This window comes from Shewanella sp. (assembly GCF_041630135.1).
In the GTDB taxonomy this organism is placed as follows: Bacteria; Pseudomonadota; Gammaproteobacteria; order Enterobacterales; family Shewanellaceae; genus Shewanella.
The window spans coordinates 1-13,003 of record NZ_JBFKLW010000087.1 but is presented as its reverse complement, the minus strand read 5'-3'; the positions used below and the strand labels follow the sequence as shown (position 1 = coordinate 13,003).

Here is a 13,003-nt window from a genome sequence, read left to right as displayed (position 1 = left end):
TAACGAAGAGATAATTCGCCGATATGTGAGACATCAAGAGAAAGCGGAAAGGCAAGAGCAAGCTCAGCTTGCTCTGGAATAGAAGGCCCCCTTTTAGGGGGTTAACGCAAAGCCACCTTCTTCAGAAGGTGGATTATTTACCTGTCCTGAGGGATCTGCGAGCGCCATTCGGGGGGCAATGCTTTTGCCCAAGTTGTACGGTCATTGTCCGGGCAAGCATTGCAGGCGGACACTTTGCTATGTAGCGGACACTTTTGATTGTCCGCGGACAAGATAATTGCCAGTGAATTTAACTTAATTAATTGAATATATTCAATTTTTAAAGTTGGCATGCCACTTGAATTGATTGGTGTATCAAAGCAGCAAATAGCATGACCGGACACTCCGGTTGGGGAAGGATGGGATGATCAGGGATACCAGTGGACAGGACAAGGTGCTGGCACCAAAAGGATATAAACGCTTTGCGTGGATGGCGGGCGGTGTCGCCCTGGTTGCAGCGGTAGCTGTGTGGGCCATGGGCAGCGGCGATGGTGCTGCCCACTCCGCCAAGCGAAGTGACCTGGTCACGGCCACCGTGACCCGCGGCACCCTGGTGCGGGATATCATCGCCAGCGGAAAAATTGTCGCTGCCAACGCGCCCATTCTCTACTCCCCCGAAGAAGGCATGGTGACCCTGGAAGCCCGCCCCGGCGATGCTGTGGTGAAAGGGCAAAGGCTAGCTGTGATAGACAGTCCTTTGCTGGCCAGCAATCTGGCGCAGGAACAAGCCAGACTCGATGCCTTAAGCGGTGATGTGGAGCGAACCACCCTGGATGCCCGCCGTCAGCAGCTGAGTGCCCAGCAGGTGCTGGACACCGCCCGGGTAGAGCTTGATGCCGCCGAGCGTGAAAGTCGCCGTGGCGACCTGCTGATCCAGAAAGAGCTTATCAGCCGCATCGACTTTGAAAAAACCAAGGATGATTTCAAAAAGGCCAAACTCAACTTTGCCCATGCAGAGCAGGAAGTTGCCCTGATGCGCGATACCTTGGCGTTCGAGCTTAAAAACAAACAGCTGGAGCATAAGCGCCAACAGCTGTTGGTGGATGATTTGCGCCGTCAGGTGGCCGCTCTGGAAATAAAGGCACCGGTGGACGGCATTATCGGTAACTGGCTGACAGAACAAAAAGCCCGTCTCGGTCGCGGTCAGGCCATTCTCACCGTGGTGGACTTAACTGCTTTCGAGGCTGAGCTGGCGGTGTCTGAATCCTACGCCGATGAGCTGGGATTGGGGATGGAAGTGGAGCTGGATCTGGGCGGTGAAAAGGCCGCTGGAATGCTCTCGTCGATTTCGCCTGAAGTGCAGGCCGGACAGGTTCTGACCCGGGTGCGCTTCAGGGATGGACAGCAGCTTAAGCTGCGTCAGAACCAACGCCTGTCAGCCCGTATTCTGCTGGAAAACCTGGATGATGTGTTGATGGTGCGTCGAGGCAGCTTTGTTACCGATCCGTCCGGAGAGGTGTACCGGGTTGAAGGCGACAGCGCCAGTCGCACCGAGGTGAAGTTGGGTGCCCGCAGTGTCAGTCATGTGCAGGTGCTCGATGGCGCCAATGAAGGCGACGTGTGGGTGATTTCAGGGGCTGAAAACCTGAAAAAGGTCGACCGGGTAAGCCTTTACTGAAATCCGGAAAAAGTATGAAACACAGATTGATACGGTTATGTCCTGAATTTGCGTTAAGCGGCCTGGTGCTTGGTGTGTCGCTGCTGTTTCAGGGGCTTTGGCAATACAACGAATTAGGACTCTGGCTGCTGCGCTGAGCGGGCCAAACAGATAAAGGATGAAAACTATGTTAACCATGAAAAACATCAGCAAGCTCTATCGCACCGACCTGGTGGAAACCCATGCGCTGCGGGACTTCAATTTGCAGGTGAACGAAGGTGAGTTTGTGGCGGTTACTGGCCCCTCCGGCTCGGGCAAAACCACTTTTTTAAATATTGCCGGCTTGTTGGAAAACGCCTCTGGCGGTGAGTATTGGCTCGATGGTGAAAACGTGGCCAACCTCAGTGACAGTGGTGCAGCCAAAGTCAGGAATCATAAAATTGGGTTTATTTTCCAGGGTTTTAATCTTATTCCTGACCTTAATTTGGCCGAGAATGTTGAGCTGCCACTGCGTTATCGAGGCCTTAATGGCAGTGAACGTCGTCAGCGTGTCGACGAGGCGCTGACCCAGGTGGGTCTTGGTGCCCGCAGAAGCCATTTGCCGTCACAGCTGTCCGGTGGTCAGCAGCAGCGGGTAGCCATTGCCAGGGCTCTTGCCGGTAAACCGCGTTTTTTGCTGGCGGACGAACCTACCGGGAATCTCGATTCGCTGATGGCCCGTCAGGTAATGGAGCTGCTTGAAAATATTAACCGTCAGGGCACTACCATTATTATGGTGACCCACGATGGTGAACTGGCACGCCGCGCCGAGCGTAACATCCAGATAGTGGATGGTCAGGTGTGTGATTTCCTTAGCGGCCGCGCCGTGGTTAATGGCTAAGGGGGCGACATGTTAAGTCACTATTTGGATCTCGCCTGGCGCTCTATTCGCAAGACACCCATGATGTCGCTGCTGATGGTGATGGCTATTTCAGTGGGCATAGGCATCACCATCATGACCCTTAATGTGCACCAACTGATGGCAAATAATCCCGCCGGGGATCGCAGCGATAAGCTGTATTCGGTCAACCTTTGGAGTCAGGGGCCGGATACCTGGAACGAGTTTGTGGTGAATCTTACCTTTCAGGATGTGATGAACCTGCGCAAGTCCGATGTTGCACCGCGCAAAGCGGCCATGATCCGCACCGGGCTGGCGCTGACATCGTCAAACCCGGATATAGAGCCTAAGCTCGAAGACGTGCGGGTGACCGACCGTGACTTCTTTGCCATGTTCTCTGTGCCTTTCCTGTTTGGCGGTGCCTGGGATGTCAGTGTCGACACTGAACCTGCCAACATGGTGGTGATAGCCAAGGAAGTCAACGATCGGCTGTTTAACGGCAGTAACAGCGTCGGAGAGACGGTGTTCCTCAACGACAAACCCTTTCGCATTGTTGGGGTGATTGACGACTGGCAGGTATTGCCCAAGTTCTACGATCTGCATAACGGCCCAACCGACGGCACCGAAAAACTGTTTATTCCATTTTCTTTAATGGAGCAGCAAAAGTATGACCCCTGGGGGAACGTCAGTGGCTGGAAGTACGAAGACAGTGGTCTGTTTACCACTGAAAAAGTGTGGATCCAGTTTTGGGCCGAACTCAATACCCCTGCTGAGCGTGAAAACTACCGTAACTTCCTTGATGGTTATGTTGACAGCCAGCAGCAACTGGGACGCTTTACCGATAAAAGCCGTACCAGTTGGGTAAGACTCAATGACGTTGCGTCGCACCTTATCGACAACAAGGTTGTTCCCGAAGACAACAAAATTCTGATTGGACTTAGCCTGTTGTTCTTGCTGGTGTGTCTGGTGAATATCCTTGGCCTGATGTTGAGCAAGTTCCTCAGGCGGGCGCCCGAGGTTGGGGTGCGTCGTGCCATTGGTGCCAGTAAGGGGCATATCTTTGCTCAGCATATGGTGGAAGTAGGCATGATAGGTGCCATGGGTGGCGTGCTGGGGCTCTTATGGGCCTGGATGGCACTGCAATACCTGAGCAACAGGTTTTTGCTTGTTGGCATGGATAATCTTGACCCCAGCATCTGGTTTATTGCTCCCACCATTGCCATAGGTTCGGCCATGCTGGCGGGTATGTATCCGGCGTGGGTAATTTGTAAAACCAAACCCAGCGTTTATCTCAAGAGCCAATAAGGAGCGGCCATGACTGCGATTAAACCGATTTTGAGCGCCATGCTGCGAAGCCGCAGTGCGCCAATACTCCTGTTGCTGCAAATTATTCTCTCTGTGGCCATTGTGGCCAATGCGGCCTTTATCATCCATCAGCGCCTTGGGTTGATGGAGCGAGCTTCCGGGGTTGCCGAGACCGAGGTGCTGAGCTTTAAGCTTTATAACTTCGGTGAGGGCATGGATTTAGCGCTGCGAAGTCGCCGCGATCTGGAGATCCTGCGTGCCTTACCCGGTGTAAAAAACGCAGCACCTGTGAATATGCTGCCGCTGGGCAGCAGCGGATGGCGCTCCGGATATATGGATGGCCCGGATCCTGAAACCGCTAAAAGCCTGCCCAGTATGGCTGTTTACATGGGGGACGAGCAGCTGCTGGACGCCTTCGGCCTTAAGCTCATCGAAGGGCGCAACTTTTTACCGGGCCGCATCGCCCAGGGACTCGATGACTCAGGGGTACCCCGTGAAGTGATAGTTACCAAAGCCTATGCCAAAGCCGCCTTTGGTGATGACAGTGCCATTGGTAAGCGGGTGTATGAAGGTGGCGACACGGTTTTTACCATAGTGGGTGTTGTCGATAAGCTCCAAAGTGCCTGGGTGAATGATGAGGATGTGGAAAACAGTGTCCTTGTGAATGTGAACATGAATGGTAACGGCCAGTTCAACACTATCGTAGTGAGGGCCGAGGCAGCAGATCATGCCCGTTTGAAAGATGCCATTAAAGAGGCGTTGCATAGAGACGAGCCCCGCAGAGTTTTGTTCGGGTTTAACAGCATAGCTCAGTACCGTGAATCGGCTTATTCCCAGCATGCCATGATGGCCTTTGTGCTCGGGGCCATGATAGTGCTGTTGCTGGCGATTACCGCTTTGGGCTTGTCGGGTATGGTGATGTTCAATATTGAGCGCCGCACCAAGCAAATTGGCACCCGCAGAGCGCTGGGGGCCACCCGTGGCAATATTCTGGGGTGGTTCCTTACCGAAAACTATCTGCTGCTGGCGGCTGGCGCTCTGATAGGCTCACTGCTGGCCTTTGAGCTCAGTCGTCAGCTGATGCAATTTTTCAGTCTCGAGGCGCTGGCCTGGCCCTATCCGCTGATGACCGCGGTACTGCTGTTCCTGGTGACCACAGTCGCGGTGATTATTCCGGCCAGAAAGGCGGCGGCAATATCTCCATCCATTGCCACCCGCAGTGTGTAATCCCTGACCCCATAGGGGCTCGCAAATAGCGAGCCCTTACGTTATGGTGTAGTGGCTAAATTAACCAAGATGAATCAAATGGATAAGATCTTAATCGTCGATGACAACCTGGACGTTTGCCAAGCGCTTTCACTGATGCTTGAGCTCAATGGTTACAAAAGCCATTGTGTACAAAGCCCGCAGATGGCCCTTGACGCTATCGGGCAGCACGAGTTTTCACTGGTGATCCAGGATATGAATTTCACCCGTGATACCACCAGTGGTGAAGAAGGGCGTGAGCTGTTTCATGCCCTGCGTGAGCGTTGTCAGGGGATCCCCATTATTCTGCTGACCGCCTGGACCGAGCTTGAAATGGCCGTTGAACTGATGAAGGCAGGGGCAGCCGATTATCTGGGTAAGCCCTGGGATGATGCCAAGCTTTTGACCAGCATTGGTAACCTGATTTCACTGCATAAGCTGTCCCGCGAAAATGGTGAACTCAAGCGCCAGAAGGCCGAGCGTACTGCCGTGTTTGATAAGGCCGAACTTTGCGGGCTGGTATTTGGCAGCCCTGCCATGGAACGCTGTGTCGATTTGGCGCTTCAGCTGGCCAAATCTGATGTCTCTGTGCTTATCACCGGCCCCAATGGTGCGGGAAAAGACCGTCTTGCGGATATCTTGCATGCCAATTCGCCGCTTAAACATAAGCCCTTTATCAAGGTCAATGTGGGAGCCCTGCCGATTGAACTGATGGAAGCCGAGCTGTTTGGCGCTGAGGCAGGTGCCTTTACCGGTGCCACCAAGGCGCGAATTGGCCGTTTCGAGGCGGCCGATGGCGGCACTTTGTTTCTGGATGAAATTGGCAATCTGCCATTGTCCGGCCAAATCAAGCTGCTGCGGGTATTGCAGACCGGTGAGTTTGAACGGCTTGGCAGCCATCAAACCCGCAAATGCAAGGTGCGGGTGCTGAGCGCCACCAATGCCGATCTCAGGCAGGACATCATTGATGGCCGCTTTCGTGAAGATCTTTTTTACCGCCTTAATGTGGTCGAATTGGCGCTGCCACCATTGGCTGAGCGCAAAGACGACGTACTGCCGCTGGTGGCACACTTTACCGGTGGTCGCGAACTGGATGAAGAGGCCGGGGCGGCGCTGCTGGCACATCACTGGCCGGGTAACGTGCGAGAACTTGAGAACGCCTGTAAACGCGCATCGATTCTGGCTCGGACGGAGGCTCTGAGTGCGGCCGATTTCGGCCTGACAGCTCTGTCGTCCGTCAATTCAGCGACCAGTGCAACATCTTTTGCAGCAACGCTTGCTGCATCAGCCCGGACATCTGCGCCAGTGGTGACTCCCAAAATGGCATCGACTGCTGAGTCTATTAACAGCGAACCCGATCGCAGTGAGATAGAAGCGGCGCTCGCAGAGCACCGCGGCGTTATTGCGCGGGTGGCCAAGTCTTTTGGACTCAGCCGTCAGGCTCTGTACCGGCGTATGGAAAAGTTTGGTATTGAGGGTAAAGCCTCCAAAGAGGGGCAGTGATGTCCCAAAGCCATGGTAAGCGTATGCCTTTGCCTGAGTTGGGGCTCAGGGGGCGGTTATTGTTGGTGCAGCTGTTAGGTTGGGGTCTTGCAGGCATTTCAGTGTGGCTGTTGGTAAGTCGCTTTGGCGTGGATTGGCTGTGGCCGTCATTGTTATTGGGGGCGACGGTTGCGCTGGGGCTCAGTGCCTGGCTTACCCGCCGACTTGCCAGTGGCCTTGATGCGATAGAACTAGGGCTGCTTAATCTTATCGACAATGATTTCAGCACTTCCTTACCCGCCAGTGATGACCCTGTACTTCGCAAGCTGGCGGGGTTGTTTAACCGCGCCAGTGACACACTGCGCCGTGAACGGCAGCATCTCTATCAACGTGAATTACTGCTCGATAAAGTCATTCAAAACTCCCCGAATCTGATGTTGTTGCTCGATAACAACGGCCACATTATTTACGCCAATGACGCTGCCCGTCATGAACTACACGGTGGCAAAGCCATTACCGGCATGACAATAAACACCCTCGCGGCCACGATAGGCGAGCCAATGGCATCACTGCTCTGTGCTGTTTCCGATGGTTTGTTTACCGTTGAGCGTGATGATGAAAGCGAGACCTGGCACCTGAGCCGGGGACGCTTTACTCTCAATGGGCTTGAACATCAGCTGATACTGCTTAAGCAGATGACCCGTGAGCTCAGCCGTGCAGAAGTGGCGGTGTGGAAAAAAGTGATTCGGGTAATAAGCCATGAGCTGAATAATTCGCTGGCGCCGATGCGCTCTATGGTCAGCTCCGGACGCGTGCTGGCCGCAAGGCTGGATGAGCCGAGGCTCAATCTGATTTTCGATACCATAGACAAACGCACCTCACATTTGGGCGAGTTTATTGAGGGCTATGCCCGTTTTGCCCGCTTGCCAAGACCCAACAAGGCTCCTGTGGATATGGCGCGGCTCTGTCATGGGCTTGGGCTGCAAACTCCTTTTACTGTGGTTGGTGAGCTGCCGGTGGAGCCATTGCAGGCCGATGAGGTGCAGCTTGAACAGGTTTTACTGAATCTGTTGAAAAATGCCCATGAGAGTGGCTCAGCGCCACAGGATGTGGCTTTGTCAGTTCGCCGCCAGGATGCATCGGTAGCTGGCGTGGCAGGCTATGTGATAGAGGTATCGGATCGTGGACCCGGGATGTCGGCAGAGGTGCTGTCTCAGGCGCTGCTGCCGTTTTACTCGACCAAGCAACAAGGCACTGGGCTTGGCCTTGCTCTTTGCCGCGAAATCATTGAGGCACACGATGGCCGCATCAGTCTGCAAAACCGCAGCGGCACCGGATTGTCAGTGCAATTATTCCTGCCTGTATGATCAGCGGGACACTAACTGTTTATGGGCGCATGGCGGTCCAAAACAGCTGAAAGCTGGCTTCGCGGTGTGTTGAGTCGCTGGCCAGTTCAGGACGGTCTAGGAAGAACCGGGTGGCAGACAGGTACTGACCATGGCAGTTTTCCAGCATCAAAGGCAGCGGCAACCGGGCGATTACTCCTTGCTGTTGCCCCTGGTTTATCATGGTGCCGATAAACCCCAGAATGCCTTGCATGGCCTCTTCCCGCAGCGTAAGCGGGATTTCCACCGACAGAGAAAATTGCTGGAAAAACTGCTGCTTATCTGGGTTCGCTATGGCCCAGTCGAGGGCTGCGAACCAGAGGATTTTGGCCTGCCGCTGCAGTTCTCCATCCGGCAGTTTTAACGCCCCAAGGGCGTCGGCAAACTCTGTTTTTACCGTCAGGAACAGGGTTTCCAGCAATGCCTCTTTGGTGGCGAAATGGTGAAACAGGGTGCCGGTTGCCACCCCTGCCGCCTTGGCAATGCTGGCGGTGGAGGTGCCATGAAAGCCCTGTGAATTAAACAGTTTAAGAGCCGCATTCAGAATTTGGCTGCGCTTATCCGCGCCGCCGTTTATTTTGTTCATGCCATTAATCCTCAGCGCAAAAACACTTTCATCAGCAGTTGCTGAATGGCATTGCCGTAGGGCGGGTGCACCAGTTTGCCGGTATTCAGACGGCCACGCTTAAGCACTGTCTTGGCGTGGCTGAAGGTGCGAAACCCTTCTTCGCCGTGGTAATGCCCCATACCTGAAGGGCCAATGCCACCAAAGGGAGCATCGTCGGCGGCCACGTGGAAGACGGTTTCATTGAGGCAGACGCCTCCTGAGTGGGTGGCCTTGAGCACCTTGTCCTGGGTCTGGCCATCAAAACTCATCAGGTATAGTGCCAGCGGTCTTGGTCTGGCGTTGATATAGCCAATGGCATCGTCGAGGCTGGCATAGGGAATGATGGGCAGCAGCGGACCGAAGATTTCTTCCTGCAACACCAGCATCTCATCATTCACATTCGTCAGCAGCTGCGTCGGCAGTTTGCGGATAGTATCAAGCGGCGCTTCGCCGCTGGCGCTGTGCACTGCGGCGCCTTTGGCTTTGGCATCGTCCAGTACCGTCATCAGCCGCTGCCACTGGCGCTCGTTGATGATGGCACCATAGTCCCTGTTGGCCTCAACCTTGCCATACAGGGCGGCAAACTTGGCCTGATAGGCGTTGATAAAGGACTCTTCCCTGCCCTGTGGCACCAATACATAGTCAGGGGCTACGCAAATCTGACCGGCGTTCAGGCACTTACCGTAAATCATCCGCTCAACGGCGGTATCCATATCCATGTCAGGCGCCACTATCACCGGCGACTTACCACCAAGCTCCAAGGTCACAGGTGTCAGGTTGGCGCTGGCAGCACGCATCACATGTTTGCCCACAGCGGTAGAGCCGGTAAACAAAATATGGTCGAACGGCAACGCCGAGAAGGCCGCTGCCACATCGGCTTCGCCTTCGACAATGGCTACCTTGTCTTCGGCAAAGGTTTTGGCCAGTAAGGATTTGAGCACCTTGTTGGTCTCGGGGGTGAACTCTGACATTTTCAACATGGCACTGTTGCCGGCGGCAATGGCGGTAACCAGCGGTCCAAGGCTCAGCATGACCGGGAAGTTCCAGGGCACGATAATGCCAATCACCCCTTTGGGCTGATACTCCACCTTCACGCTGGCCGGTGCCAGCAGTATGCCTGCATGGCGGCGGCTGGGTTTACTCCAGCGCTTGAGGTTGGACAGGGTGTAATTGATGTGGTTAACCACCGGCATGATATCGGAGATACGGCTGTCATCTTCACTGCGATGGCCATAGTCGCGACTCAGGGCGTTTATCAGCGCATCCTGTTGTTCCAGCAAGGTGAGTTTCAACAGGCTCAACGCATTTTTACGCTCACTCAGGCTGGGGTAGCTGCAGCGGGCAAACTTTTGCTGCTGGCGCTCAAAGATTTGCTGCATGGCAGTGATTTCGTCTGATGGGGCTGCTTGCATCTGGGGAGCTGCATTCATGTTGTTATCCTTGCAGAATAAAAAGCCGACTGATTAGTCGGTCTATGGTAGTGCGATGGAAGGATTTTGGCAATGCATTCAGATAAAACGTGATCAGGATCACCAGTGGAGGGGGTTAGCCTGCCTACAATTAACTAAAGGGAGTGGTTAGGGAGGTGAATATGACAACCTTAAAACACGGCTTGACCATTGGGGTTGAGCGCCACGGCCAGGATGATTTTTTTGTGGTGCTAAAGGTGGTGGGCACCCTGACCCATGAAGACTATGAGCGCATGGTGCCAGTGCTGGAGGGCGCCATTAAAGGTGTTAAGGACCCGGACATTTATATGCTGGTGGACACCACCGAACTGGATGGCTGGGAAGCAAGAGCCATGTGGGACGACCTGAAGCTTGGTATAAAACATGGACGACATTTTGAAAAAATCGCTGTGGTGGGCAGAACCGGTTGGCAGGAGTGGTTGACGATGTTTGCCGATTGGTTTACTCCGGCCGATGCAAAGTTTTTTGTGGACAGGCAGGATGCCCTGGACTGGCTTGGCGACTGAAATCTGCCCTGTGTGCCACACTTAAAGGAGAGAATTCCTGCCAATAAGTTGGAGGTGACTATGGTCAGCAACGCAATTTTGTGGCCGACGGACTTTTCCGAGACCGCGTCCCATGCCTTGAGATACGCAGTGGAAATGGCCAACCTGTATCAGGTGGGGCTGAAGATTTTGCACGTGGTGCCAAGGCCCATGGGGGATGAGAACTTTATGATTTTGGCCATTACTCCCGAGGAGTTGGCGAAAAGTATGGAGGACGCCGCCGCCGAGAAAATGAAGTCTCTTCTCGCCAAACTCAATACCGATTTGCAGGTGGAGACCAAAATCCGTATCGGTGAGGCCGCCGAGGAAATCATCAACGAGGCTAACGAGTTTGATGTGGGGATGGTGGTAATCGCCAGCCATGGCTATTCAGGTATTCAACATTTCTTGCACACCAATGTGGCAGAGGCGGTAGCCAATGGCGCCAGGTGCCCGGTATTGGTAGTGAAGTAAACATTGTTGCGGGCCTGCAAGCCGCCGTGAATGTAAAAAAGCAGCCCAGGGGCTGCTTTTTTAACGGTTGCCAATCGGCGTTTTATATCAGCATTTAGCGCTGTTTCAGGCGTTTTGCTGCTGCATCTTCAACAGCCATTTGCCGTAGATAAAAATCCCTACCGCGGAAATGGTGCCAATGGCGGCAATGATGTACCAGGCCATGCCGATGTTATGGGTGCTGTACAGCACTTCAGTCAGCTCACGACTGCCACGGCCGGTAAATTCCACCAGGCGGGTAAAGGCTTCACCCTGCGGAATTGCCGCCACATCGGCGCTGCTCATGCCTTCTTCGCCCAGCATTTGACGGGCAAACTTTTCTTTCGACGCGTACATCTCGTACAGCTTGGGACCAAAATAGCCCTCAAGACCCCAACCAATGCCCTGTGGCAGCATAACAAAGCCCAGATACATGGCTTTTTTACCCTCAGGGGCGATATTGCCCATAAACTCGTTCTTTTTCGGGCTGATCATCATTTCGCCCACAGAGAACATGGCAATGGCCAGCACTATGTACCAAGCGGCATGGGTTGCACCAATCATCACAAAGGCACCGATGGACAACAGGCAGCCCCACAGCATGGCGGTGGTGATTCGGTACTTGGCGGTCAGTGCGGCGACTAAAAAGCAGCTGGTCATAATCAGGCCGGCGTTCAGGTTCAGCATGCCTTCCGGCATAACCTTGGTGCCTTCATTATTCAGGCCCAGCCAGAACTGCAAAATGCCACTGCGGGTGCCTTCTTCACCAAACAGGGTGGAAACAATCACGCTGGTATCCACCCATTCGGCAATGTGAATGGGCAGTACATCGAACAGTGAGTTGAACAAAAACCAGAAACCGGCAAATACCAGCATGTAGTAAATCACCACCGGCTTTTTCAGCTCGTTCCAGGCGTCCTTCCACAGGAAGTCCTGCTTCAGCTCGCCCGCCTTGATTTTGCGCTGACGTTCCAGGCGTGCTTCTTTACCTGGCTCTTTATAGGTAAGCAAAAACAAAAAGTTAAGTGAGATAATCGCGGCGCAGGCGTAGAACACATTGTCCCAGGAGAGCTGGCGCATATGTACCGCAACCAAGGGGCCGAGGAAACCGCCGATATTCACCACCTGATAGAAAATCCCCCAGGCCATAGAGCTGTTATCACGGCGGGTAGCCAATACCAGGGTGCCCTGAATACCGGGCTTGAAGATACCCGTACCGGCGGCCAGCAGCATGGCCCCTGCCAAAAAGCCCCAGAAGCTGGGGAAGAAGGCCATACACAGGTAGCCGGAGATTTTAATGATGGTGGAGGCGAAGATGGTTTCTTTGTAGCCCACCCGGTCGGAGATACCGCCGGTAAACACCGGGATAAAGGTTTGCAGAATCGCCCAGGTGGAAATAATCACGCCGTAATCTGACAGGGAAATACCCAGGCCACCCTCGGAAACAGGTGCCTTGGCATAAAGGCCCGCACTGGCTTTGACGCCATAATAGGCAATGCGCTCCACCAATTCCATGCCGCCAACCAGCCAGAAAATGTAACTCAGGCTCATGATGGAGGCCCACATTCCGAGCTGTTTGACTTCGCTGAGGTCGTTGCCCGACAAATTGCTTGATTGACTCATGACGTGTCCTTCTCTTTGTCTTTTATTATTGGTTTTTATCCCGCCATGGCAGCAGGGGCATGGCGGGTTCCGGGGGAGTCAGCCGCCGGAAAAGGCCACTTTACCCTGTTTGGCGGTAAAGACCAAAGAAAGCGGTCAAAGAGGTGGAATTGAAAGCTTGTAAGGGCGATACAGGGGGGGGATTTTGTATCGCAGATAAAAAGAGGCCATGTGAGGCCCCCTTATGAAAAATTATGAAAAGCGCGGTTTCGATGTTGATGGATCAGAGGGGATACCAGAGGGCTTCTTTACGCCGCGTCTTGATGACATAGATGCAAAGTGCCATAAAAATCAGCGCCGGGAAGGGGGAGGGGACATC

12 protein-coding genes and 1 pseudogene are annotated in these 13,003 nt (G+C 53.9%); 10 read left to right on the top strand and 3 right to left on the bottom strand.

The genetic code is table 11. The annotated features are described in order from the left end of the window. From ABYK60_RS17255 to ABYK60_RS17220, 8 genes and pseudogenes are all read left to right on the top strand, one after another. A pseudogene (locus ABYK60_RS17255) lies at window positions 1-82 on the top strand (IS200/IS605 family transposase); the annotation flags it as partial. 321 nt (window positions 83-403) lie between these two features. Next, the gene (locus ABYK60_RS17250; RefSeq protein WP_372873241.1) at window positions 404-1,657 is read left to right on the top strand and encodes an efflux RND transporter periplasmic adaptor subunit; all 1,254 of its coding nucleotides are present in this window, start codon (window positions 404-406) and stop codon (window positions 1,655-1,657) included. Between the two features lie 14 nt (window positions 1,658-1,671). Then, window positions 1,672-1,794 (top strand): hypothetical protein, encoded by a 123-nt coding sequence (locus ABYK60_RS17245; protein ID WP_372873240.1) that lies wholly within the window; start codon window positions 1,672-1,674, stop codon window positions 1,792-1,794. Window positions 1,795-1,823: 29 nt separating this feature from the next. After that, window positions 1,824-2,516 (top strand): ABC transporter ATP-binding protein, encoded by a 693-nt coding sequence (locus ABYK60_RS17240; protein WP_372873239.1) that lies wholly within the window; start codon window positions 1,824-1,826, stop codon window positions 2,514-2,516. A 9-nt stretch (window positions 2,517-2,525) separates the two neighbouring features. After that, window positions 2,526-3,818: an ABC transporter permease gene (locus ABYK60_RS17235; protein WP_372873238.1), complete on the top strand. Its 1,293-nt coding sequence runs from the start codon at window positions 2,526-2,528 to the stop codon at window positions 3,816-3,818. 9 nt (window positions 3,819-3,827) lie between these two features. After that, window positions 3,828-5,045, top strand: coding sequence for an FtsX-like permease family protein (locus ABYK60_RS17230; protein ID WP_372873237.1), 1,218 nt, complete (start codon window positions 3,828-3,830; stop codon window positions 5,043-5,045). A 78-nt stretch (window positions 5,046-5,123) separates the two neighbouring features. Further along, a complete protein-coding gene (locus ABYK60_RS17225) occupies window positions 5,124-6,566 on the top strand; it encodes a sigma-54-dependent transcriptional regulator (protein WP_372873236.1) in 1,443 nt (480 codons plus the stop codon). After that, window positions 6,566-7,912 carry a PAS domain-containing sensor histidine kinase gene (locus tag ABYK60_RS17220; RefSeq protein WP_372873235.1) on the top strand — a complete coding sequence of 449 codons (1,347 nt, stop codon included), beginning with the start codon at window positions 6,566-6,568 and terminating at the stop codon, window positions 7,910-7,912. The genes ABYK60_RS17225 and ABYK60_RS17220 overlap by 1 nt, the downstream gene beginning before the upstream one ends. Window positions 7,913-7,931: 19 nt before the next feature. On the opposite strand, the gene ABYK60_RS17215 is transcribed toward ABYK60_RS17220, so the two are convergent. After that, window positions 7,932-8,516 carry a TetR/AcrR family transcriptional regulator gene (locus ABYK60_RS17215; protein ID WP_372873234.1) on the bottom strand — a complete coding sequence of 195 codons (585 nt, stop codon included), beginning with the start codon at window positions 8,514-8,516 and terminating at the stop codon, window positions 7,932-7,934. A gap of 11 nt (window positions 8,517-8,527) precedes the next feature. After that, window positions 8,528-9,967: a coniferyl aldehyde dehydrogenase gene (locus ABYK60_RS17210; RefSeq protein ID WP_372873233.1), complete on the bottom strand. Its 1,440-nt coding sequence runs from the start codon at window positions 9,965-9,967 to the stop codon at window positions 8,528-8,530. A 161-nt stretch (window positions 9,968-10,128) separates the two neighbouring features. Here ABYK60_RS17210 and ABYK60_RS17205 point away from each other — a divergent pair, with 161 nt between their 5' ends. Further along, a complete protein-coding gene (locus ABYK60_RS17205) occupies window positions 10,129-10,512 on the top strand; it encodes an STAS/SEC14 domain-containing protein (RefSeq protein WP_372873232.1) in 384 nt (127 codons plus the stop codon). A gap of 60 nt (window positions 10,513-10,572) precedes the next feature. Continuing rightward, window positions 10,573-11,004: a universal stress protein gene (locus ABYK60_RS17200; protein ID WP_372873231.1), complete on the top strand. Its 432-nt coding sequence runs from the start codon at window positions 10,573-10,575 to the stop codon at window positions 11,002-11,004. Between the two features lie 105 nt (window positions 11,005-11,109). Here the strand turns inward: ABYK60_RS17200 and ABYK60_RS17195 are convergent, their stop codons facing one another. Beyond that, window positions 11,110-12,645, bottom strand: coding sequence for an MFS transporter (locus tag ABYK60_RS17195; RefSeq protein WP_372873230.1), 1,536 nt, complete (start codon window positions 12,643-12,645; stop codon window positions 11,110-11,112). Window positions 12,646-13,003: the final 358 nt, after the last annotated feature.

Bases quoted from the DNA above. Each gene is read 5' to 3' on its own strand.
- ABYK60_RS17250 (WP_372873241.1), top strand. From the start codon at position 404: ATGATCAGGGATACCAGTGGACAGGACAAGGTGCTGGCACCAAAAGGA.
- ABYK60_RS17245 (WP_372873240.1), top strand. From the start codon at position 1,672: ATGAAACACAGATTGATACGGTTATGTCCTGAATTTGCGTTAAGCGGC.
- ABYK60_RS17240 (WP_372873239.1), top strand. From the start codon at position 1,824: ATGTTAACCATGAAAAACATCAGCAAGCTCTATCGCACCGACCTGGTG.
- ABYK60_RS17235 (WP_372873238.1), top strand. From the start codon at position 2,526: ATGTTAAGTCACTATTTGGATCTCGCCTGGCGCTCTATTCGCAAGACA.
- ABYK60_RS17230 (WP_372873237.1), top strand. From the start codon at position 3,828: ATGACTGCGATTAAACCGATTTTGAGCGCCATGCTGCGAAGCCGCAGT.
- ABYK60_RS17225 (WP_372873236.1), top strand. From the start codon at position 5,124: ATGGATAAGATCTTAATCGTCGATGACAACCTGGACGTTTGCCAAGCG.
- ABYK60_RS17220 (WP_372873235.1), top strand. From the start codon at position 6,566: ATGTCCCAAAGCCATGGTAAGCGTATGCCTTTGCCTGAGTTGGGGCTC.
- ABYK60_RS17215 (WP_372873234.1), bottom strand. From the start codon at position 8,516: ATGAACAAAATAAACGGCGGCGCGGATAAGCGCAGCCAAATTCTGAAT.
- ABYK60_RS17210 (WP_372873233.1), bottom strand. From the start codon at position 9,967: ATGAATGCAGCTCCCCAGATGCAAGCAGCCCCATCAGACGAAATCACT.
- ABYK60_RS17205 (WP_372873232.1), top strand. From the start codon at position 10,129: ATGACAACCTTAAAACACGGCTTGACCATTGGGGTTGAGCGCCACGGC.
- ABYK60_RS17200 (WP_372873231.1), top strand. From the start codon at position 10,573: ATGGTCAGCAACGCAATTTTGTGGCCGACGGACTTTTCCGAGACCGCG.
- ABYK60_RS17195 (WP_372873230.1), bottom strand. From the start codon at position 12,645: ATGAGTCAATCAAGCAATTTGTCGGGCAACGACCTCAGCGAAGTCAAA.